We start from the raw sequence: 21,285 nt of genomic DNA on the forward strand, positions 1-21,285 counted from the left end.
AACCACGTCCCCCCAATCTATGCAGGTGTGAAATGCGCAGAGCGGGGGGCACCATGGCCAACGATCTTTTTAACAGCTTCATGAACGGTCCGGATGAAAAAGGCCGGTTTGGCGACTTTGGCGGACGCTTTGTGTCCGAGACACTGATGCCGCTGATCCTCGACCTCGAGGCCGAATACGAGAAAGCCAAGACCGACGACAGTTTCTGGGCCGAGATGAACGATCTGTGGACCCACTATGTTGGTCGCCCCAGCCCGCTTTACTTCGCTGAAGGCCTGACCGAGCATCTGGGCGGCGCCAAGGTTTATATGAAGCGCGACGAGCTGAACCACACCGGCGCGCACAAGATCAACAACGTGCTGGGCCAGATCCTATTGGCCCGCCGCATGGGCAAGACCCGCATCATTGCGGAAACCGGTGCCGGGCAGCACGGCGTTGCTACGGCCACTGTCTGCGCCAAGTTCGGTCTGAAATGCATCGTTTACATGGGTGCCCATGACGTCCAGCGTCAGGCCCCGAACGTGTTCCGCATGCGCCTGTTGGGGGCCGAGGTTGTGGCCGTCGAAAGTGGTCGTGGCACGCTGAAAGACGCCATGAACGACGCGCTTCGTGACTGGGTGACGAATGTGGCCGACACGTTCTATTGCATTGGCACCGCGGCAGGTCCGCACCCCTATCCGGCGATGGTCCGCGACTTCCAGTCGATCATTGGCAAGGAAACCAAAGAGCAGATGATGAAGGCCGAGGGCCGTCTGCCCGACACGATCATCGCGGCTATCGGTGGCGGCTCGAACGCGATCGGCCTGTTCTACCCGTTCCTTGACGACAAGAACGTCAACATCATTGGCGTTGAAGCCGGCGGCAAGGGCGTGAATGACAAGATGGAGCACTGTGCGTCTCTGACCGGCGGTCGCCCCGGCGTGCTGCACGGCAACCGCACCTTCCTGCTGCAGGACGATGACGGGCAGATCCTGGATGGCTACTCGATCTCGGCCGGTCTGGACTATCCGGGTATCGGGCCGGAACACAGCTGGCTGCACGAGATCGGTCGCGCCGAGTATGTGGCGATCACCGACAAGGAAGCGCTGGACGCGTTCCAGCTGTGCTGCTCGACCGAGGGGATCATCCCCGCGCTGGAACCCTGCCACGCGCTTGCGCATGTCACGAAAATCGCGCCGACGCTGCCGAAAGATCACATCATCTGCATGAACATGTGCGGACGCGGCGACAAAGACATCTTCACCGTCGCCAAGTATCTGGGCTTTGACATGTCCGATACGGAAGGCCGCGACGCGGATTGATCCGCAACGTTTCAAACGAATGCCGGGCCGTCCAGAGTGGGCGGCCCGTTTCCGTTTAGGCCTACAGCTCCGCCGCGATGCGCCGGAACATGGCGATGTTCTGATCGTTTACGCCGTCGCCCCGAAAACCGCGATCCGCGCTGTTCAAGGCAATCACCACGCCGCGCGCTTTGTCGATGTAGATGTATTGGCCATAGATGCCGCGGGCGTAATATTCGCCCTCAGTCGCGTCCGGGGCCATCCACCACTGATAGCCGTATTGCTCTTTGCCGGGGGCAGTCGGGGCTGAGGGGCGGGTTGAGGCCGCAATCCAGTCTGCAGGGACGATCTGTTGGCCGTTCCAGATGCCGTCCTGCCGGAACATCTCGCCAAAGCGGGCATAGTCGCGGGTTGTCAGGTTCAGCCCACCCAAGACGAAGGCAACACCGTAGCCGTCGGTCAGGTAATACGGATCCGCCTCAAGACCCATGGGGGCGATGACGTGCTCTTGCAGCAGCTCGGGAATGGGACGGCCAGCTGCACCTCGCACCACCATGCCGATCACATGGGTGTCGATGGACACGTACTGCCATGTCTTCCCCGCAGGCGCGAAACTCTCCTGCAGTCCTGCCGTAAACTGATCCATCGACCGCCCCAGCGCGAGCACGCGGCCCATGCGGTTGATGTCCGAATTGAAGTCCAGATAGTCCTCGTCAAACACCACGCCTGAGGCCATGTTCAGCACGTTGCGAATGCTCGCCCCATCATAAGCGCTGCCCTTCAGAGCAGGTGCATATTGCACGACCGGATCGTCCAGCGACGCGATATCCCCCCGATCCAGCACAATCCCGATCAGCGCAGAAATATAGCTTTTCGCCATCGACCAACTGATCCGGCGATCCTTCGGCCCGGTGCCAAGGTAATAGCTTTCGTGACGCAGCTGCCCGTCTTTCAGAACCACCAACCCTGTGACCGCACGGTCCTTGATCCAGGTGTTGACCGCCGCATCTGGCGCCCAGTTTTCCCCAATAGGCAGCGGGGTGACCGGCCCATCCCCCCGCGACATGCTGCGCGTCAGGAACGCGCTGTCCATGTTGGAAAAGTTGCCCACGATCTTCTCTTCCGAAAACAGAGAGTTTACGGCCAAAAGTCGCGTGATTTGTTCGCGCTTCCAGACACCTACAAGGACCAGAAGCACGATCAGGACAAGGGCGGCGCGGGGCAGGAATTTCAGGACTTTACGCATAGGATCTCCGATTTTTCGAAGATCAAGGTGCCGACCAATCCACCCAACGTCCATGAAAATCTACACGACCAAGCGTCAACTTCCGCCCCTCGGGCCAAAGGCTCAAGGTGATGGCCGCGCCTTCGCCTTGGCGGTCGTCCGCCTCCATCGACAGATGCGCGATGGGCCCGCGCTGTGCGGCGGCCTCGATGGCCGCCAAACAGCGGCTTTGGGTGTCAGTGGGGAAGTACTGCCACGCGATGGTGTGATAGATCAGGGTCAGATGATCGGGCGCGGCGTTCTGCAGCTGTGCCTCCAGCCACGCGGCCGCGTCGCTCCGATCCACTTGTGCGTCAAAGATCGCGGCTGCGGCTTTGCTGCGCGCCAACCGTTCGGGCTGGTCGGCCCACAGATAGGATGACATGCGCAGCAGGTCGTCTGGGTCCGTGATGTCCATCGGCATCAGATCAACCCCACGCCGGGACAACACATGGGGCAGGGGGCCTGCGGGCAGGTCTCCGCGCCACTCGGGCGTCAGCAGAACCGGTGCGTCCTTTGGGCCCAATCGTGTGTCGCCCGCCTGAAGCGCGAATTGATCCCACATCAAGTTCAGCCCGGCGCTGGCGCCAAGCTCATAGACGCGCATCGGCAGTTTGTACTGGTCCGCCAGCCAATGCCCTGCGGCCACCATCACCGCAGCGCGGCGCACCTCGTTGGTTTGCGGCGGCAGGTCGAGCCAGCGGTCCAACGTGTCCGCGTGATCCTGAATGGCGACCCGAAGGGCCTCGGCGATCTGGTCATCGCTGGGGGCGGGGTTCGGCGGATAGATTGCCACCAGCGCGGGGCAGTCACCGGTCAGAACCAGCGCATGCAGCCCAGCCAGAAACCGTAGGGGCAGAGACTGTCCGAAGGCGCCAACATTGCCCTCCCAGTCGAACATGCGATCGGTCAGCGGCGTGCCGGGATGCAATTTCGCGCCCGCAATGCGCAACACACGCGCCGTGAACGGGCTGTCCAGCCGTTCGTTGTTGTCTGCCTGAACCTCAAACGCGTCGCGCAGGGTCACGAGAACTTGTCCATCAGCTTTTGCAGCGGGCTGCGCGTGTCTTCTTGTGTGGGTTCTGGCGCGGGTTTCGGTTTGGGCTGCGGCGGTTCCTTCTTCTTGGACTTCGGCGCAGCATCCGGTGCAGACCCCCCCGAAGAGCGGGGCGGGTTCACACGCCGCCCAATCGCGTTCATGAACTTCCCACTGTCGCCTGCCGCCAAATCCGCGGCCCCGTCTGCACAGCCGCGCAGTACATCATCCAGCCACTCCTGATCCGCTTTTGCGAAATCGCGCAGCACAAAGCCCGCCACCGCCGCCTTGTTGCCGGGGTGACCAATGCCCATGCGAACCCGATGATAATCCGCCCCGATATGCGCGTGGATTGAGCGCAGCCCGTTGTGGCCCGCGTGACCTCCGCCCGTTTTGACCCGGCACTTGCCGGGGGCCAGATCTAGCTCGTCATGGAACACGATCACGTCGTCCGGCGTCAGCTTGTAGAACCGCATCGCCTCGCCCACGGATTGGCCGGACAGGTTCATGAAGGTCTCGGGGCGCAGCAGGATGACCTTCTCGGATCCCAGTTTGCCCTCGCTGACGCTGCCCTGAAATTTGCCGCGCCACGGGGCAAAGCCGTGATCCTCGGCAATGCGATCAACCGCCATGAAGCCGATATTGTGCCGATTGCCCGCGTATTTTGCCCCCGGATTCCCCAGCCCGACAAACAATTTCATGTGCCATCATTCCTTCTGGACATCGGGACCTGAACCCGAAATTATCATTTTCGGTAATCTACTTGGCCTGATCATGCGTGGCAAACAGCAACATGTGACCGGTCCTCCAAAGAGAGCAGTATGCTGTACGTCGCGCTGAATGGTTTGACGCGGGAAATTCCCGAAGATTGAATGGCGAAAGACCAAAACAAAAACGGGACCCCGAAGGATCCCGTTTCACAAAACCTTTTCAGGTGATGCTTATTCTTCTGCAGCGGCTTCTTCTTCACCAGCGTCCTCACCGGCGTCACCGTCATCCGACGAACGCAGCGAGCTGGGAGCCGAGATGTTGGCGATGACGAAGTCACGGTCAACGGTGGGCTTGGCGCCCGACGGCAGGGTCACATCCGAGATGTGGATGACGTCGCCGACGTCTTTGCCAGCCAGATCAACAACGATCTGCTCGGGGATTTCGCCAGCCAGAACGTTCAGTTCAACTTCCGGACGGACAACAGTCAGAACACCACCGCGCTTCAGGCCGGGGGCTTCTTCTTCGTTCACGAACTCAACGTGAATGAACAGGCTGATCCGGCTGGTGCGGCGCAGGCGCATCAGGTCCAGGTGGGTCGGCAGGTCTTTGACAACGTCACGCTGTACGTTGCGGCAGATCACGCGGACATCTTCCTGACCGTCGATTTTCAGGTTCCACAGGGTCGACAAGAAACGACCGGCCTTCAGCTTTTTGAACAGCTCGTTGAAGGGGATGTTGATGGCGAGCGGGTCTGCGCCACCACCGTATACGATACCCGGTACCTGGCCTTCGCGGCGAGCTTGACGAGCGGCCCCCTTGCCTGTCCCCGTACGTACCGTGGCTTCAAGATTCGGAATCTCACGTGCCATTGGTTTTCTCCATATCTAATAAGTGCGGGAATCCTCCAAGGGTGTAAGCCCCGCAATGAAGCCGTGCCTATAGACCGGATCGGGTCCGTTGAAAAGGGATTTATGCGGTTTTGCCGTGGTTTTATTGGTGTTCCACGCGTCTGCGCCGCAGGTCGCGGGCCTCGGCAGCCTTTTTGGCTTGAATTGCTACTAAAGCGGCGTTGCGCCCGAAGGCGAGCCGGGTGTCTGCCATTCGCTCTTCATGTGCAGCGCGGGCTTGGGCGAGTTGGATATTCAACTGGCCCAGACGGGTTCGCGCCTGCTTTTGCCACTGATCGAAATGCCCGCTGGAAAGCGCGGGATTGAGGCCGGTTTCAGGGTCCAAGCCGGGTAGCTGGCTTAATCGTGACCTCAAATCAGCAATCTGGTGTTCCAGTGCTGCGACTTTTGCGGCAGTGGCCGAAAGCTCGGCCATCGCGCGGTCCAGTTGCAGGGCCGTCAGGTCGGTCAGCTGGGAAAGCGGGTCCGCCATCTTAAGTCCTTAGCGAATTCTTCGCGCGCTGGCGCATGTTTTCGGAAAAGCGGATGGCGGCGGCGACGGCCTGATACTGATCGGGCGGCACTTCCTGCCCGATTTCGACCGTGGCATGCAGAGCGCGTGCGGTGGGGGGATCGCGATGGATTGGGACGCCGTTTTCCGAGGCAACTTCGCGGATACGGGCGGCGATTTCGTCCACGCCTTTGGCAACACAGACTGGGGCCTCGCCCGGCAGGCGCGACCATTTCAGTGCCACCGCATAGTGGGTCGGGTTTACGACGATCACATCGGCATCGGGAACATCCTGCAGCATCTGGTTGGTCGCGATGTCATAGGCTTTTTGGCGCCGCTGTCCCTTCATATGCGGATCGCCTTCGTTTTGCTTGATCTCATCCATCAGCTCTTTGTGGGACATGCGGTTCTTTCGCAGGTGCTCTTGCTTTTGCCACAGGAAGTCGATCCCGCCGATGACCAAGGCAACCAGCAGAACGATGGCGAAAAACTCGACCGAGAGCTCAAGCAGCAACACCGACACCATGCCGGGATTTAGGGCAAGAGCCGCCAGCATCTCGGGCAGGTTGATCCAGATGAAAATGCCCAGAATGACGCTGTAGATCGACAGTTTCACGAAGCTTTTGAAGAACTCGAACAGGCCGGATCGTCCGAACTTGTTCTTGGCATTCGATAGCGGCGAAATCCGGTTCAGTTTTGGCATCAGCTTTTCCGGCGAGACCACGAAGCTGCGGGTCACCACAGTCAGGCCGAGCACGGCCGCCATCGGCATCAGCAGCCACGGCGTCAGGTGCCAGGCGATCGACGTGACGGCGTTTGCCAGCACGGGGCCTCCGCTGCCCTGAAAGGCGTTTTGCGCAAGCTGGTCCGAGCGTTCCAACATCGACGCGAATACGCTCCCCAGCCCGGTCATTGTGGACGCCCCGACAGCCGACGCCAGCAGCAAGAGGACCAAGTAGGACATCGCGGTGTTCAGATCCGAGGACCTTGCGACCTCGCCGCGTTTTCGGGCGTCGTCCAGTTTCTTTTGGGTTGGTTCGTGTTGCTTGCTGTCGTCGTCTTCACCGGCCATCACCAGCCTCCGAACGGGTTGAGCAACAGCGCCTCGAATGCGCGTTGCCAGATGGGGAGCAACACGGGCGCTGTCAGGGCCAGCAAGATCAAGCCGCCCGCGGTAATAGCTGGCGCACCGACAAAGGCGACCATCAATTGCGGCATGGCGCGGTTGATGACGCCAAGGGCCACGTTATAGAGCAGCGAAACGATCACGAAGGGTGCCGCCAGCGCAAAGGCAAAGCCGAAGCTTCGTGCGACGTGCATGATACCCCAATCGGAAAATCCCTGTGGGTCCGGCAGCCCGCCAACGGGAAAGACTTGATACGAAAGGATAAATCCCTCGACGATCCGCACATGCAGACCTAGCATCGCGGCCAAGGCCAGCCCCGAGATCGTCAGGACGTGTCCGATGGCAGGCTGCGGGTCCGAATTGTTGCCCCCCATCAGTTGCGCAAGCGATGTGGACTGCGCCGCGATGCTGCCCGCGATCTGCAAGGCCATGATCATCAGGCGCAGGACGATCCCGAATCCAAGCCCGACAATCGGTTCGCTCATCAAGTAGATCGGCGAGCTGAGCCCTTCGACCGAGGTGTTTATGGTGGGCGCGACAGCGGGGGCAACGATCACGGTAAAGGCAAGCCCCAGAAACAGCCGCACCCGTACGGGCACCATGGTTTCGCCGAAAGCAGGCAGAAGTGCCATCGCTGCACCCACGCGCAGAAACACCACAAAGCCCAGCATGAAAAACGCCTGAGACTGTGCCATGATCTGGGCGAGCTGTTCGTTCATGCGGGCACCAAACCAACCAGCGACGGGCGGGCCTCGGTCCCGATTTCTTCGAATGAGAGGACGGGGTTTGCAATGCCCTTGGCGGACAGGACCGTCCGCAAGAACCGGCGTCTGCGGGATGAGGTGACGACCGCGGGATAGATCCCGGTTTCGCCCGCCCGTGCGATCTTGTCTGCCACGGCGTTGGCCAAGCGATTGAACTCTTCCGGTGGGAGGGCGACTTCGCCTCGGTCTGGATCGAGTTGATGGGACTGAAAACAGGCCTCCCATTCAGGGGCCAACTGCACCAGCGGGATGGTGCCATCCTCGCGTTTCAACTCGGCCAGCAGTTGGAAGTTCAGTCTTTGACGCACATGATCGCAGATGGCCTCGGGGGTTCCGAAGACGGGGCGTGCTTCTGCCACGCTTTCCAAGATGACGGGTAGGTTGCGGATGGAGACACGCTCTTCCAGCAGCAGGCGCAATACTGAATGCAGCAGATCAAGCGGGACCTTATCTGGAACCAGCTCGTCCAGCAGCCGGCGATTGGCCTCAGCCCGCGCAGGATCCGAGAGGTTCACAAATTCGTCCAGCAACCGGCGCAGTGCCTTCAGGCCCAGCAGGCGCGGGAAGTTCTGCTTCATGACTTCCAGCAGGTGGGTGGCCAAAACTTCGGTGGGTGAAACCACGGCGCACCCAGCCAGTGCCGCCTGTTCTTGGTCGCCATCCGCAATCCAACGCGCGGGGGCTTGATAGACGGGCTCCAACACATCTTCCCCTTCGGGCAGAAGGGCGTCGTCCCCGCTGAGGATGATCAGCGCCTTGTCAGGCATCAGACGATTGCGGGCTTGCTCAACCCCTTGAATTTTAATCGTATAGGTGCCCGCTGGAAGCGACCCGTTATCAGTCAGTCGAATCTCAGGCAGGATCAGACCAAAGGCACTGGCCGTGTGATTGCGAATGCTGGAAATGCGGGCGTCCAATCCCGTGGCCGGATCCAAAACCATTGCGACAAGGTCGGGTGCAAACTCCACATGGATATCGTCCAAATCGAGGATGTCGCCGATGCTTTCATTAGGCGTTTCAGGAATGTCTTCTTGCAGTTCGTGGGCGTTTGACGCGTTTGCAGCTTCTTGTTGCTTCGCGGCCCACCAAGATGCGGTTCCCAAGGCGATCGCCCCCAAGATGAACGGCACAAAGGGAAGACCGGGGACCAACCCGAAGAGCCCCATCAGGAACGCCACTGTGGCAAGGGCCGAGGGGTGCTTTCCAAATTGCGAGAAGAGAGCAAGATCTGTGGACCCCGAGGTTCCCCCGCGTGCTAGCAATAGTGCCGAAGCGATCGAAATAATCACGGCTGGAATTTGTGTGACCAGCCCGTCACCGACTGTCAGAATGGCGTAGGTCTGGAAGGCCGCAGACAAGTCCATGCCATGGATCACAACTCCTATGATCAATCCCATGACGAGGTTCAGAAAGGTGATCAGAAGCCCAGCGACGGCGTCCCCTTTTACGAATTTCGACGCGCCATCAAGGGACCCGAAGAATGTTGTTTCGGCCTGCTCGCGCTCGCGCCGCGCCTTCGCTTCGGCGTGGTCGATAGCACCCGCGGACATGTCGCTGTCGATAGCGAGCTGTTTTCCGGGCATGCCGTCCAACGCAAAGCGAGCACCGACTTCGGCCATGCGGGTTGCGCCTTTGGTAATGACGATAAAGTTGACGATCAGCAGCACACAGAAGACGACCAATCCCAGCAGAATGCTGCCACCCATGACGAAACTGGCAAACCCTTCGATGACGCTGCCCGCAGCTGAGGTGCCGGTGTGCCCATTCCCGATAATGAGCTTGGTGGATGAGACGTTCAAAGACAGCCTAAGCATCAATGACGCAAGCAGTACCGTGGGGAAGGCCGAGAAATCCAGCGGACGTTCGATAAACAGCGTGACTGTGAACATCAAAATGGCCAGAGCAAAGGACGCAGCGAGGCCCAGATCCAGCACCCAAGCTGGCATTGGCAGGATCATCATCACGATGATCGCCATCAAGGCGAGCGCAAGCAGAATGGTGGGACGGAAGACGCCTTGGAGGTTTTTCATCTTTGCCAACAACCCGCTGAGATGGATTGCTGCCGACAGATCAACTGCACCGACCTGTAGTGGTGTCTTTGTAGAGCACGAACTGGCAAATCTAGTTCGCATCGTTTGTCAGAGGTGCCAAGCATATACATCGTCGCGCAATTCTTGCTGCTAAGTTCCACGTCAGCTTAGTGAGGTACGCTTAACGATCGGTTACTTGCTGCCATCGACGGGCGGGATGATCTCTAACAGCTCGCCCAATGCTGCGCGGATTTCATCACTGTCATCCAGAATGCCCTGATAGGTCCCCAAATCGGTCTCGATGCCGAGCGGCGGCATGAGGCGTTCTGATGCCAGAACTGTTTGAATCGATGAGGGGATCGGATGCTCTGCAGTGTTCAGGCCGTGTAAAATTTCGGATGAATGTCTTACGATGGGTTCTGAGTTTGTGTCGACGTCGAACATCGCGCTTTGCCTCAAGGCCGCTTCCTGCAGGGACAAAGCGGTGTCGCTGTCCAAACCCGCAAGATATCCGAATGCCACTTTCGGTTTATTTTGCAAAAGCGCCAGTTTCGCCAGAAACTCACGTGCGGATCTGCTGGGCGTATCGTTGCCTGACAAGACATGTCGTCTTGCCTGTTCGTGGAACCCCAACGCACTCAAACGCTCTGCCATTTTCAACCGCATGGCCGCCGAAGTGTTTCCCCAGTCGCCCCGAGCCAGACTGTATGTCAGAAACTCAGCATCTGATCCTAGCGTTACGAGATAGTGGCCAGCTTCCTCGAGCAGTTCGTCATGATTGGTCCCCGATGACAGTCCGTCCATCTCAGAGAAGGCTGATGCGAAACGCCCCATGTGCAAAAGTGCGCGTATTTGGAGCTGTCGGAGTGCAGCGCCGTCCGCACTTCCCTGATGTTCGAAAGCAACTGAAGTAAGTAAAGTCAGTTCTTGATCCGAGATTCCCGTACCTTCCCGCAATTTGCTTTCAATTAGCGCCGAGATCGCGGGCTGTGTGTGCGTGAGAGCGGTTTGCACTGTGTCCGAGAGCTCTTGTTCGGCCTTTTCTGTGTGGCCGTTCTCGAGGTTGATGCGGGCGTCCAAGATGGCTGCCTCGCCCGACTTCGGATGTCCAGACCGCGCTGCAATATTGCGGACTTCGATGGCCGCGTCGACGCGTCCTGAATTCAGGAGTTTTCTGGCAAGAATCGGAGCAAGGTGCGCGCGCAGATGGGGTGGGAGCTCAGAAAAGCTTCGAAGAGCGGCATTTATGTTTAAGCGTTCCTGAAGGGATGGCTGCGCAAGCGCAGCCCAAAGGGCGCCGCGGGTATTACACAGAAGTTGCGATGCGAAATCTGCGTGAGACTTGGCCTCTCCGTATTCGACAACTTCAGCCATCATGCGAAGGATGGCGCCATCTCCCAGGTTGTCGCCATAGTTTTCCAGCAGCTGCAGCGCTTCAAGCCCGAAGGTCATGTAGATTTGCTGGCGAATATGCGACACGAGCAGAACTGTGTTTGGGCGGTCAAACTCGCCCAAGAAGTTGGAGGTCTCAACGACCGGTGCATTGGTGTGCGTCGTATAGGTACCCCACTGTGCGATGTCGAATTGTTCGTCAGGCAGGCAGGCGTGGCTTGTATCCGTCGAATGATCTGGGCCTGACTGTCCGGCACGTGCCTGCTTGACCGCAGTTTGCATGCGGACGTGTTGTTCGGGCGTGTGGTGCGGTGTCGGCTTCGGTTTTCCCTCTTCCGTGTCTGGGGGCGCCGTGATCTGTGGGATGTCTGGTGGAGTTATGTTGGCCTCAATCAGACCTTGAGACGCAGCGCGCGAAAGCTGCGTCAGGAGCGCCTGCCGGTCGACCTTTGGCGTTTCGTTTGTCGCGGTGGTTGCCTCAACGAGCGTATCGTCCGAAGGCTCTTCTCGCGTGTCGGTCAACTCGCTGGACTCCTCGGGCGGGTTGAACAATGGCAAGCTGGCGCGTTGCTGTTCGACGGGGATGGCTGATGCGTTGGAAACGAATTGGGGTTCAGGTTCTTGCCCGCTGTCTGGGTCAGGGCCATCGATAATGTCGATCACCAGCTCTCCGGTTGATAAGCGAAACTCTTTAAGGTGGCAGTCACACCCGAGCTGAATGGAAAGCTCACTGCCGTCAGTCGTGGAAAGATCTTGAATGCGTGTACGGTCGATCAAATCAAACGCACGCGACAGGTCAAGGCCCGCAACACCTGATGGCATTGCCAGCAGATACCCATCGTCAGTATTCGAGATGTCGAAGGTGTCTTGTTGGTCGAGATAAACCACCAAACGTGTGAACCCGTCATGTTCGCCAGAACGAACGACGATGTCCCGTGCCTGTGCTGGGAAAGCCATCAAGCAGATGGCCGCCAAATATGGAAGCCCTCTCCTCATGCTGCGGCTTTCTTGATTTCTTTCAAGGCTTCTTCAAGATCGGTGAAACTGGGGCGATGAGAGCCAGGCGTGTTCTGGCGCCCGACTTCGATGCAAATATTGACCGAATGGTTGTAGAGGTTGGCAACCAGCACTTCGCGAATGAGCTGGTAGAAATGCGCCTCTTCCTCGGTCACAGATTTCACTTTGGCCGAAAATGGTCCGACCAAGCCATAGGCCAGAAACACCCCCAAAAACGTTCCGACAAGCGCGCCGCCAATCATCTTACCCAAGATCTCGGGCGGTTGGTCGATGGATCCCATGGTTTTGATCACGCCAAGAACAGCAGCAACAATGCCCAGTGCGGGAAGGCCGTCGGCCATGGATTGCAGGGCGTGACTGGAGTGCAGGGCGTGATGCAGATTAGCTTCCATCCGCTTTTCCAGAACCTCTTCCACCTGATGAGGATCATCGTAGTTCATGGACGCTGATCGCAGCGTATCACAGATCAGTTCGATCGCTTCCTTGTCGGCAAGGATATTGGGGTAGCGCTGGAAGATCGGGCTGTCGTCCGGGGCTTCAATATGTTCTTCCAAGGCAACTGCATTCTGTCGCGCCTGGCGGATCAGTTCGAACAGTAAACACAGCAGATCACGGTAGTCCTCCGGCTTCCATTTCGGCCCCTTGAAGACCTTCTTCACGTCTTTGATCGTGTGTTTGATCGACGCCATGTCATTCGAGATAACAAACGCTCCTGCGGCAGCCCCCCCGATCATGGTAAATTCGAACGGAAGTGATTTCAGGATGATCCCCATCTTGCCACCCGCGGCAAGATAACCACCGAAAACCATGACGAAGATCAGGGCAATACCAACGAAACCAATCATGACGCACCTTTGCTAACTCAAGCCTGAACATCCCAGTCATCGCACGGACGGGTTAATTTCTGATTATTGGCTCACTGGGTCGGGGCAGCGGCATTTCGTCCGGCTAGAACAACGCTGATGGCATAGGAAATCTGGGGGTCCAGACCGGCCATGATCTGTGCTGCATTCGCCGGTTTCATCTGGGCGATAAAGCCAGCGGCGAATTCGGGATCCATGGCTTCGAACAAAGGGATCGCCTGCTTGGGCTTCATGTTTTCATAGAGCGTCGTGAGCCGCGATAGGTCGTCAGCTGCGGCGGTCTTGGCCATGGCCATGGTTGCGGCAAGCGTTTCTTCGGCTTTGGTCAATTCCTGCAGTTTCGACGACACGCGCTCTTCCGCGAGGTTCAGTGCCTCAAGCCGTTGCGCCAGCCTGGTTTCGCGCTCCTCTAACAGGGCCTCGCGGTCTTGCAGCGCGGCCAGGACGATCGCCACATCCTGCGGCTTCGGGGTCGGGATCTCATCTCTTTGATCCGCCGACGTGCCCGACAGAAGTTCCGATAGGTCTTCGGCGAAAGCTGCCGTTGCAGGGCCAAGCCGCAAGATGCCCGATGTTGCCAAGGCAGCGGCAATGAGAACAAGGATCCCACGTGTGCGCAGACGCGCGCGCGGTTTGGTTTTCGTGGTTGAAGAACTCATTCCGCAGCCTCCATAAAGCCATGACGCAGGAAGACCGGAATGTCGGGATTGGGCGCTGGATCGGCGGGTCGCGTTGAGGCAAAGCCAGCTTGCGGTTGCGTGTCTGAGGGCGGAGCGGCAGGTTGCTGGGCCGCCGGATCAGGCAGGTCATGCAAGCTGGCCATCATCAGTTCCAGTTTGCGCGCCGAGGCCTCGGCCCGTTCGGTCAACTCTGTTAGAACCGCCGCGCTTTCACCCGCAGCAGACTGTGCATGATCAAGCGTTTTCGTCATGTCGTCGACCTGCGCGCTTAGCACGGCGACGGCTCCGCCCATACCATCCCGCAGGTTGTTGAAACGCTTCAGTCGGCGCGACAGGATCAGGCAATACACAGCGGCGCCGAACGCCCCAAGCCCAAGGATGATGTCTGCGATCAAGTCCATGTCCTTGCTCCCTAGTTTAGGACGAATTCGAGGATCAAAAGGTTGCGCACGCGCCCCTCGCCGGTAACCAGTTGGATCCGGCGCAGCATCTGGGCGCGTAACTTCACCAGTGAATGCGGGTCTTCCAGCATCGCCGTATCCACCGCGCGCAGGTAGGCATTCAACACGTCGACCACGCGGGGTTTCAGCGTGATCACATCCTCTTCATAGGCGGGCTCAACCTCGAGCGATGCGCGGAAGCGCAGGTGGCGATTGCGTGCGTTCGAGCCAAGCGAGATGACAAGTGGGTCCAGCTCTACAAAGCTGACCGCGGGAAGCTCCACCGCTTCCACAACGGGCTCTTCTTCGACCCCTGGTTCGGAATGTCCGCCAATCAGCCCGGCGTAGGTCGCATAGAAGCCACCGCCGCCTAACAAAAGCGCCCCAACCAGCCCGATCACCAGACCCTTCTTGGATTTCTTGGCCGGAGCCTCTTCTTCCGCGGCTTCTGCCGTGATGTCCGCGTTTGACATGTGATCCTCGAATCCAATTTCACTGCGCTGATTTAAACCGACGGGCACTAACCAATTATTAAGGCCGATCAGGGAAAACGGATTGACATGACGGGGGTAGAAGCCCGCTCGGATAAGGAGTTACGTCTTGCAGCAATTGATCTCGGTTTGGGGGGCGATGGACCTACGGAAACGGGCCATTGTGATCGCCGCGACCTTGGCCATGTTTTTAGCGATTATCGGCCTGTCCCGCATGGCGACGCGCACGCAATTAACCCTGCTTTATGCGGGGCTGGAAAGTGGCGCCGCGGGCGAGATCGTGCAGGCCCTGGAAGGGCGCAACGTCGCCTATGAAATCCGCGGCGATTCGATCTTTGTGGATGCGGCACATCGTGATGCATTGCGGATGACCTTGGCCAGTGAAGGGCTGCCTGCGAATTCCGGGAAAGGATATGAGCTGCTGGACGGGCTAAGCGGTTTTGGCACCACGTCGCAGATGTTTGATGCCGCTTATTGGCGCGCGAAAGAAGGCGAGCTGGCGCGCACGATCGTGGCCAGCCCGATGGTGCGCAACGCGCGCGTTCATATTGCAAACACATCGTCCCGGCAGTTTCGCCAGCGCAACGAACCGTCTGCATCTGTGACGCTGACGACGGCCAGCGGAACGCTGCCTGCGGCACAAATCAAAGCCTTTAAGTTTCTGGTGGCCTCGGCGGTGCCGGGTTTGTCGCCGGAAAAGGTTTCCGTGATCGACAGTCGCGCTGGTCTGATGGGCGGGCAGGATCCTGCGACGGGCGGAACGGCTGCTGCATTGGATCAAGCCGAGCGCCTGAAGCAGAATGTCGAGCGTCTGTTGGAGGCCCGTGTCGGGTTCGGCAATGCTGTGGTCGAGCTGAACCTGGAAACCGCCACCGAGCAAGAGCAGATTCGCGAGCGCCGGTTTGATCCTGAGGGCCGCGTGGCGGTGTCGACGGACACTTCGGAAAGCTCGAACGCCGCCAATGACAGCGAGGCAGGCGGGGTCAGTGTTGCCTCGAACTTGCCGGACGGTGACGGTGCGAATGGCGGTGGATCGTCATCCTCGAACACCTCTGAAACGCGCGAACTTGTAAACTATGAAGTGTCCGAAACGACGCGCGAGATCCTGAAGGCCCCGGGGGCGGTGAAGCGCCTGACGGTTGCGGTGCTGGTCGACGGGATTCGCACAACGGCCGAGGACGGGACCGTAGAATGGGCGCCGCGCCCCGAGGAAGAGCTGCAAAGCCTGCGCGAACTGGTCGCCGGTGCAGTTGGATTTAACGAAGCACGCGGCGATGTCATTACACTGAAAACCATGGAGTTCGAGCCCGTACCCGCCGCGGGAAGTGACCCGGCATCAGGCCTGTTCAACACCGCAAGCATTGACGTCATGTCGGTGATCAAACTTGCCATTTTGGCGATTGTCACACTGGGCCTCGGGCTGTTTGTCCTGCGTCCTATGCTCAGCGCTCAGGCCGAGCTGCCTGCGATCGAAGCTGCTGGCAGCCTGCCGGCACCGGGTGCGCCTGAGAGTGGCCTCGCCTTGGCTGAGGCTGCAGGAAATGTGGCCGAGGCTCCGATCACAGATGCTTTGCCCCAAGCCCTGGTGGCCGACAACACGCCGCAGAACGCATTGCCCGCGATGACTGCGGGTGCGGAACCTGACACCGATCCTGTTCAGCGCCTGCGGGATCTGATTTCGGAGCGTCAGGCTGAAACGGTCGAGATCCTGCGCGGATGGATGGAAGAAGACGAGGAGGCAACCGGATGAGCATGCGATATGCGCTAGAAGATTTCGGGGACGTGCTGAACGCGCCCACGCATCAGGAGGCCAGCGCACAGATCACCCTGACCCGCGCGGATCTTGAGATTCAGCTAGAGGCACGTCGGCTTGAAGGCTACGAGACCGGCTATCAGTCTGGATGGGATGATGCGACAAAGTCCATGACCGAGGAAAACGCGCGCCTTCAAACCGAATTTGCCCGCAACCTCGAGGATTTGGGCTTCACCTTTCAGGAAGCGCGCAGTCACGTTCTGTCCACGCTCGAGCCGCTCTTGACCCAGATGCTAGACGTGGTTCTTCCCAAGGCGCTGGAACAGGCCATCGGTCCAATCGTAGCCGAGGTCATGATGCCGATGGCTGCGGAAATGGCGGACACGCCGATTGATGTGCTGGTGTCGCCGGGAACGCGCCCGACGCTCGAGGCATTTCTGCAGGATGCTGGCGCGGTTCCGTTTGAAATTGTCGAGAAAGATACGCTTCCCGATGGGCAGATCTATCTGCGCTCTGGCGAAAGCGAATGCAGCGTTGATCTGTCCGGCGTCGTGGCGCGCATCTCGGACGCTGTTGGCGCGCTCTATCATGTGAACGAGAAGGCATTTGACCATGGCTGACCCCATTTCCCAACCCGAACTTGAAACCGAAGCAAGCCCCTTTGCCCGCGTCCCGATCGAGGTCACGATCTCGGTCGGCGTGGCGCGCCCAACGGTGAAAGAGCTGTTGCAGCTGAAGCAGGACGATGTGCTAGCGCTAGACAAACGGATCGAGGATCCGGTGGATCTTTACGTGGGCGACAGACTAATCGCGCAGGGCGAGCTGCAAGAGGTCGAGGGCGATCCCAACGGGCAGATCGCGGTGCGGTTAACCAAGCTGGTTGATCTGAAAACGGGGCTCTGACGCAGATGCGCGGGTGGATGACCGGGCTGTGCTGGCTGCTGGCCGGTGTGATGTGGATCGTGTCCGGGGATGCCGGGCTGGCGCAGGATATTTCGATATCGTTGGGCGATGACGGGTCGCTGGCCACGCGCACGATCCAGATTTTCGTTCTGGTCACGTTGCTCAGCATCGTGCCGGGGCTGGCGATCATGATCACCTGTTTTCCGTTTTTAGTTACGGTGCTGTCGATCCTCCGGCAGGCCATCGGCCTGCAGCAATCCCCGCCGAACATGCTGATCATCAGCCTTGCGCTGTTTCTGACCTACTTCATCATGGAACCCGTGTTCATGGAGGCGTGGGTCAAGGGGGCGCAACCCTTTTCCGAAGGGCAGATGGAGCTTGAACCCGCCTTCACCGCGGCCATCGAGCCCTTCCGCATATTCATGGCCAACCGCATTGATCCCGACACTTTCACCCATCTGGCGACCTTGCGCGAAGAAACCGCGAATGTGGATTTGACGGGCACCTCGCCCCTGTCGCTGCTGGTGCCGTCTTTCCTGCTGTCCGAGGTCGAACGCGCCTTTCAGATTGGCTTTCTGGTCTTCCTGCCGTTTCTGATCATCGACCTTGTCGTCGCGGCCATTCTGATGTCGATGGGGATGATGATGGTACCACCTGCCATCGTGTCGCTACCCTTCAAGCTGGCCTTCTTCGTGGTGGCCGATGGGTGGACGCTGATATCTGGCGCGTTGGTGCGGAGTTATTTCTAGGCTGGCCACGGCGCAGCCAGCCCGAAGTTATAAGAAGGGTGGATCAGTCTTCCCAATCGCCCGAAAAGCCCTTGGGGATGCGCAGGATGTTCCGGTCCACTGTGTTGATGTCCGTGTGGCCACAAAAGGCCATCGAGATATCCATTTCCTTGAGCAGAACCTCTAGCGCGCGGGTTACGCCTTCTTGGCCCATAGCGCCCAGACCATAGGTGAAGGCCCGTCCGATATAGGTGCCCTTGGCCCCCATCGCGATGGCTTTCAACACGTCCTGACCGGAACGAATACCGCTATCCAGATGCACTTCGACCTTGTCGCCAACAGCGTCCAAAATGGCGGGCAGGGCGCGGATCGAGCTGAGCGCGCCATCCAATTGGCGCCCTCCATGGTTCGAGACGATGATGGCATCCGCGCCGGCATTGACGGCGGCGATGGCGTCTTCGGGCTCCATGATGCCTTTCACGATCATCGGGCCGTTCCACATCTTCTTGAACTGTTTGATGCGGTCCCAGTCCAGTGATGGATCAAAAGCCTGCGCGGTCCAGGTGTGTAGCGAGGACGGATCTTCGACCCCTTCCGCGTGGCCTACGATGTTGCCGAAGAAGCGGCGCTTGGTGCCGAGCATTCCCAGCCCCCATTGCACCTTGGTCATCATGTCAGCCACAGATTTCACGGTCAGCTTGGGCGGAGCCGACAAGCCGTTTTTCAGGTCTTTGTGCCGTTGTCCCAGCACCTGCAAATCGACCGTGACCACGATGGCCGGACATCTTGCGGCGCGTGCGCGGTCGAACAGGCGACGCATGAAATCGTCGTCTTTCAGCGTATAGACTTGGAACCAGAAGGGGGCGTTGGTGTTCTCGGCCACGTCTTCAATCGAGCAGATCGACATGGTGGACAGGGTGAACGGCACCCCGAAATCCTCGGCCGCTTTGGCCGCTTTGATTTCGCCATCTGCACATTGCATGCCGGTCAGCCCAACCGGTGCCAGAGCCACAGGCATCGATACATCCTGCCCCAGCATTGTTGTGCGAGTCGACCGGTTGTCCATGTCCACTGCAACGCGTTGGCGGAAATAGATCTTGTCGAAGTCCGAGCTGTTCTCGCGGAAGGTTTGCTCAGACCAACTGCCGCTTTCGGCATAGTCATAGAACATTTTGGGCACGCGCCGTTTGTAGATACGGCGCAGATCTTCGATTTCCGTAATGACGGGCATGGGGGCTCCTGCGGCTGGTAAAAAATTGTTACCAATCGAAGGTGGGCGACGCAAGGGGCGTTGCGGCTGATTGGTGGACGTGCGGACTGTGGATTTTGTGACTCACCTGCGACAGCGAACGCGGAGCGATGACAAAACACTTATCAGGGTGATTCGCTCGTGGTATCCTGTGAAAAAATATAATGGCAGGTATAATCATGAATACGGGCTACGAAGGCACTTTCGTAATTTCATGGGCGCAGACAACGGTCAATTCGACCGTGAATGCACCTATGGCAATGTTAACCACAGGATCAGACTGGGAATGGAGCGGCGAGGCCGTACGCCTTGATCGCACACGCGAGCTGGCCCTGTTGCAAAATGTTGGGGATCAGGTCGACAAGCGGCGTCGCGCGGCCATCTTCGCGCACCAACTTGTCGGGGCCGCAACGATCGGCGCCGCCGGGCTTGAGGTGCTGGCAGAGGATGATCCCCGCTTGAACGTCGGGTTCGAGGTCACGGATGGCTATGAAAGCTATCGCGTGTCTTTGGTGATCTCGCCGAACGGAGGCACCCCGCTGTTGGTCTTCGCAGGTTCCATGCCGCGCCCCGAAACGACCCTGCGCGTGGTGCGCGCCAATCTGGTCGCGACGCAAGACGATCTTCTGACAGAGCTCCCGTCGGGCGTCGCCATCCTGTCGCAAGGCTCTCGCGTGCGCACGCCCTCGGGCGAGTGTGCGGTCGAGGAGTTGCGCGAAGGCAGCGTGATCCTGACCCGCGAACATGGTGGCCAGCCGGTCCTTTGGGTCGGGCAGCGCCACATCTCGCAAGCGCGCATGATGGCCGAACCCGCGCTGAAGCCAATCCGCCTGCGCGCGGGCGCCATTCGCCCCGGCCAACCAGATGCGGATTTGCTGGTCTCGCCCCATCAACAGATCCTTGTCTCGGGCATGCGTGCGAAGCAGTTGCTTGGGCAGGACGAGGTTTTGGCAGGCGCCGCAGACCTGGTGGATGGAAGCCTAATCACCTGTGATCGCAACGCGCCCGAGATGACATTCTATCAAGTGCTGCTTGGCCGCCACGAGGTGGTCTGGGCCAATGGTGTTCCGGTGGAAAGCCAGCACCCCGCATTTGCGGATCTGGACGCAACAATGACCGAGCATCGCGCACGCCTGAAAGCCCTGTTCCCGCAGTTGGACGAGATGGCCACCAGCACTGCGCAAACACCGCATGTGGTCCACGAGAATTCAATGGAAATTGGCGTGGCCTAGTCATTGACTCCACCGCTCACGGCGCTATAAGCCCCAAATCCGGTCCCGCGAGGGGCCGGTTTTCATTGGTGTTGGTGGCCCCCGCAAGGGGATCCCTGTCAGGCGCAAGCCAGAGGACAACGCCCTTCGAAGTTTACAGAAGGAGATCAGCAGATGACCAAAAGAACTGCTGCCAAGTACAAAATTGACCGCCGTATGGGCGAAAACATCTGGGGACGTCCGAAGTCGCCGGTAAACCGTCGTGAATACGGCCCCGGCCAGCACGGCCAGCGTCGCAAGGGCAAAATGTCGGACTTCGGTCTGCAGCTGCGCGCCAAGCAGAAGCTGAAAGGCTACTACGGCGACCTGACCGAGAAACAGTTCCGTCGCATCTATGGCGAAGCCGAGCGTGTTAAAGGCGACACCGGTGAAAACCTGATCGGTCTGCTGGAGCGTCGTCTGGACGCTGTTGTCTACCGCGCCAAGTTCGTTCCGACCGTTTTCGCAGCACGCCAGTTCGTGAACCACGGCCACGTGACCGTGAACGGCAAGAAGGTAAACATTCCTTCGTACCGCGTGAAAGAAGGCGACGTCATCGAAGTACGTGACCGCTCGAAGCAGCTGGCCATCGTTCTGGAAGCCGTTGCGCTGGCCGAACGTGATGTGCCTGACTACATCGAAGCCGACCATTCGAAACTGACCGCCACCTTCACCCGCACCCCCGGCCTGTCGGACGTGCCGTATCCGGTGATGATGGAACCGAACCTCGTGGTCGAATTCTACGCGAAGAACTAATCTTCGCCGCACCAGACGAATTCAGAAGGGCCGCGCCAGTCGCGGCCCTTTTTTTATGCTTACGGGCGCAACATGCGGCCAATTTGCCATTCTATTTGAAAAATACGACCGGCCCCAAACATCGCTGGTCTTGAATTTGGACTAAGTCTAAAAC

Annotated in this window: 21 protein-coding genes; 7 read left to right on the top strand and 14 right to left on the bottom strand. The window is 59.1% G+C overall.

Features of this window, described 5'->3' with window-relative positions:
- Positions 1 to 53 precede the first annotated feature (53 nt).
- Positions 54 to 1,301, top strand: coding sequence for a tryptophan synthase subunit beta (gene trpB / locus Q0677_RS11030; RefSeq protein ID WP_298909663.1), 1,248 nt, complete (start codon positions 54 to 56; stop codon positions 1,299 to 1,301).
- A 61-nt stretch (positions 1,302 to 1,362) separates the two neighbouring features.
- Here trpB and Q0677_RS11035 read toward each other — a convergent pair whose 3' ends face one another.
- From Q0677_RS11035 to Q0677_RS11095, 13 genes are all read right to left on the bottom strand, one after another.
- Positions 1,363 to 2,526, bottom strand: a complete 1,164-nt coding sequence (locus tag Q0677_RS11035) for a serine hydrolase (RefSeq protein ID WP_298909666.1) — start codon at positions 2,524 to 2,526, stop codon at positions 1,363 to 1,365.
- Positions 2,527 to 2,548: 22 nt separating this feature from the next.
- Positions 2,549 to 3,571: a DUF2332 domain-containing protein gene (locus Q0677_RS11040; protein WP_298909669.1), complete on the bottom strand. Its 1,023-nt coding sequence runs from the start codon at positions 3,569 to 3,571 to the stop codon at positions 2,549 to 2,551.
- Positions 3,568 to 4,281, bottom strand: a complete 714-nt coding sequence (pth, locus tag Q0677_RS11045) for an aminoacyl-tRNA hydrolase (protein WP_298909672.1) — start codon at positions 4,279 to 4,281, stop codon at positions 3,568 to 3,570. The genes Q0677_RS11040 and pth overlap by 4 nt, the downstream gene beginning before the upstream one ends.
- Before the next feature lie 240 nt (positions 4,282 to 4,521).
- Positions 4,522 to 5,160: a 50S ribosomal protein L25/general stress protein Ctc gene (locus Q0677_RS11050; protein ID WP_298909675.1), complete on the bottom strand. Its 639-nt coding sequence runs from the start codon at positions 5,158 to 5,160 to the stop codon at positions 4,522 to 4,524.
- Positions 5,161 to 5,281: 121 nt separating this feature from the next.
- Positions 5,282 to 5,671, bottom strand: a complete 390-nt coding sequence (locus Q0677_RS11055; protein ID WP_298909677.1) for a hypothetical protein — start codon at positions 5,669 to 5,671, stop codon at positions 5,282 to 5,284.
- Between the two features lies 1 nt (position 5,672).
- On the bottom strand, positions 5,673 to 6,761 hold the full coding sequence (locus Q0677_RS11060) for a flagellar biosynthesis protein FlhB (RefSeq protein ID WP_298909680.1): 1,089 nt from the start codon (positions 6,759 to 6,761) through the stop codon (positions 5,673 to 5,675).
- Positions 6,761 to 7,534 (bottom strand): flagellar biosynthetic protein FliR, encoded by a 774-nt coding sequence (locus Q0677_RS11065; protein ID WP_298909683.1) that lies wholly within the window; start codon positions 7,532 to 7,534, stop codon positions 6,761 to 6,763. Before Q0677_RS11065 ends, Q0677_RS11060 begins: the two co-directional genes overlap by 1 nt.
- Complete coding sequence (flhA, locus tag Q0677_RS11070) at positions 7,531 to 9,609, bottom strand: flagellar biosynthesis protein FlhA (RefSeq protein WP_298909685.1); 2,079 nt, start codon at positions 9,607 to 9,609, stop codon at positions 7,531 to 7,533. Before flhA ends, Q0677_RS11065 begins: the two co-directional genes overlap by 4 nt.
- A 192-nt stretch (positions 9,610 to 9,801) precedes the next feature.
- Positions 9,802 to 11,958 (bottom strand): hypothetical protein, encoded by a 2,157-nt coding sequence (locus tag Q0677_RS11075; protein ID WP_298909686.1) that lies wholly within the window; start codon positions 11,956 to 11,958, stop codon positions 9,802 to 9,804.
- 35 nt (positions 11,959 to 11,993) lie between these two features.
- On the bottom strand, positions 11,994 to 12,863 hold the full coding sequence (gene motA, locus Q0677_RS11080; protein WP_282181576.1) for a flagellar motor stator protein MotA: 870 nt from the start codon (positions 12,861 to 12,863) through the stop codon (positions 11,994 to 11,996).
- A gap of 71 nt (positions 12,864 to 12,934) precedes the next feature.
- The gene (locus Q0677_RS11085) at positions 12,935 to 13,540 is read right to left on the bottom strand and encodes a hypothetical protein (RefSeq protein WP_298909691.1); all 606 of its coding nucleotides are present in this window, start codon (positions 13,538 to 13,540) and stop codon (positions 12,935 to 12,937) included.
- Positions 13,537 to 13,962: a hypothetical protein gene (locus tag Q0677_RS11090; protein ID WP_298909694.1), complete on the bottom strand. Its 426-nt coding sequence runs from the start codon at positions 13,960 to 13,962 to the stop codon at positions 13,537 to 13,539. Before Q0677_RS11090 ends, Q0677_RS11085 begins: the two co-directional genes overlap by 4 nt.
- An 11-nt stretch (positions 13,963 to 13,973) precedes the next feature.
- Positions 13,974 to 14,474: a flagellar basal body-associated protein FliL gene (locus tag Q0677_RS11095; RefSeq protein ID WP_298909697.1), complete on the bottom strand. Its 501-nt coding sequence runs from the start codon at positions 14,472 to 14,474 to the stop codon at positions 13,974 to 13,976.
- A 127-nt stretch (positions 14,475 to 14,601) separates the two neighbouring features.
- On the opposite strand from Q0677_RS11095, the gene fliF reads away from it, so the two are divergent.
- The 4 genes from fliF to fliP are packed head-to-tail and all read left to right on the top strand — an operon-like array spanning position 14,602 to position 17,897.
- Positions 14,602 to 16,242 (top strand): flagellar basal-body MS-ring/collar protein FliF, encoded by a 1,641-nt coding sequence (gene fliF / locus Q0677_RS11100; protein ID WP_298909699.1) that lies wholly within the window; start codon positions 14,602 to 14,604, stop codon positions 16,240 to 16,242.
- On the top strand, positions 16,239 to 16,865 hold the full coding sequence (locus tag Q0677_RS11105) for a flagellar biosynthesis protein (protein WP_298909702.1): 627 nt from the start codon (positions 16,239 to 16,241) through the stop codon (positions 16,863 to 16,865). The genes fliF and Q0677_RS11105 overlap by 4 nt, the downstream gene beginning before the upstream one ends.
- Positions 16,858 to 17,148 carry a FliM/FliN family flagellar motor C-terminal domain-containing protein gene (locus Q0677_RS11110; protein ID WP_298909704.1) on the top strand — a complete coding sequence of 97 codons (291 nt, stop codon included), beginning with the start codon at positions 16,858 to 16,860 and terminating at the stop codon, positions 17,146 to 17,148. The genes Q0677_RS11105 and Q0677_RS11110 overlap by 8 nt, the downstream gene beginning before the upstream one ends.
- A 50-nt stretch (positions 17,149 to 17,198) precedes the next feature.
- Positions 17,199 to 17,897 (top strand): flagellar type III secretion system pore protein FliP, encoded by a 699-nt coding sequence (fliP, locus tag Q0677_RS11115; protein ID WP_298910452.1) that lies wholly within the window; start codon positions 17,199 to 17,201, stop codon positions 17,895 to 17,897.
- A 43-nt stretch (positions 17,898 to 17,940) separates the two neighbouring features.
- Here fliP and Q0677_RS11120 read toward each other — a convergent pair whose 3' ends face one another.
- Positions 17,941 to 19,107, bottom strand: a complete 1,167-nt coding sequence (locus Q0677_RS11120) for an alpha-hydroxy acid oxidase (protein ID WP_298909706.1) — start codon at positions 19,105 to 19,107, stop codon at positions 17,941 to 17,943.
- Positions 19,108 to 19,289: 182 nt separating this feature from the next.
- On the opposite strand from Q0677_RS11120, the gene Q0677_RS11125 reads away from it, so the two are divergent.
- Both Q0677_RS11125 and rpsD read left to right on the top strand, forming a co-directional pair.
- Positions 19,290 to 20,357 (top strand): Hint domain-containing protein, encoded by a 1,068-nt coding sequence (locus Q0677_RS11125; RefSeq protein WP_298909708.1) that lies wholly within the window; start codon positions 19,290 to 19,292, stop codon positions 20,355 to 20,357.
- Between the two features lie 153 nt (positions 20,358 to 20,510).
- Positions 20,511 to 21,131, top strand: coding sequence for a 30S ribosomal protein S4 (rpsD, locus tag Q0677_RS11130; RefSeq protein ID WP_282181567.1), 621 nt, complete (start codon positions 20,511 to 20,513; stop codon positions 21,129 to 21,131).
- Positions 21,132 to 21,285: the final 154 nt, after the last annotated feature.

This window comes from uncultured Aliiroseovarius sp. (genome assembly GCF_947492455.1).
Classification (GTDB): domain Bacteria; phylum Pseudomonadota; class Alphaproteobacteria; order Rhodobacterales; family Rhodobacteraceae; genus Aliiroseovarius.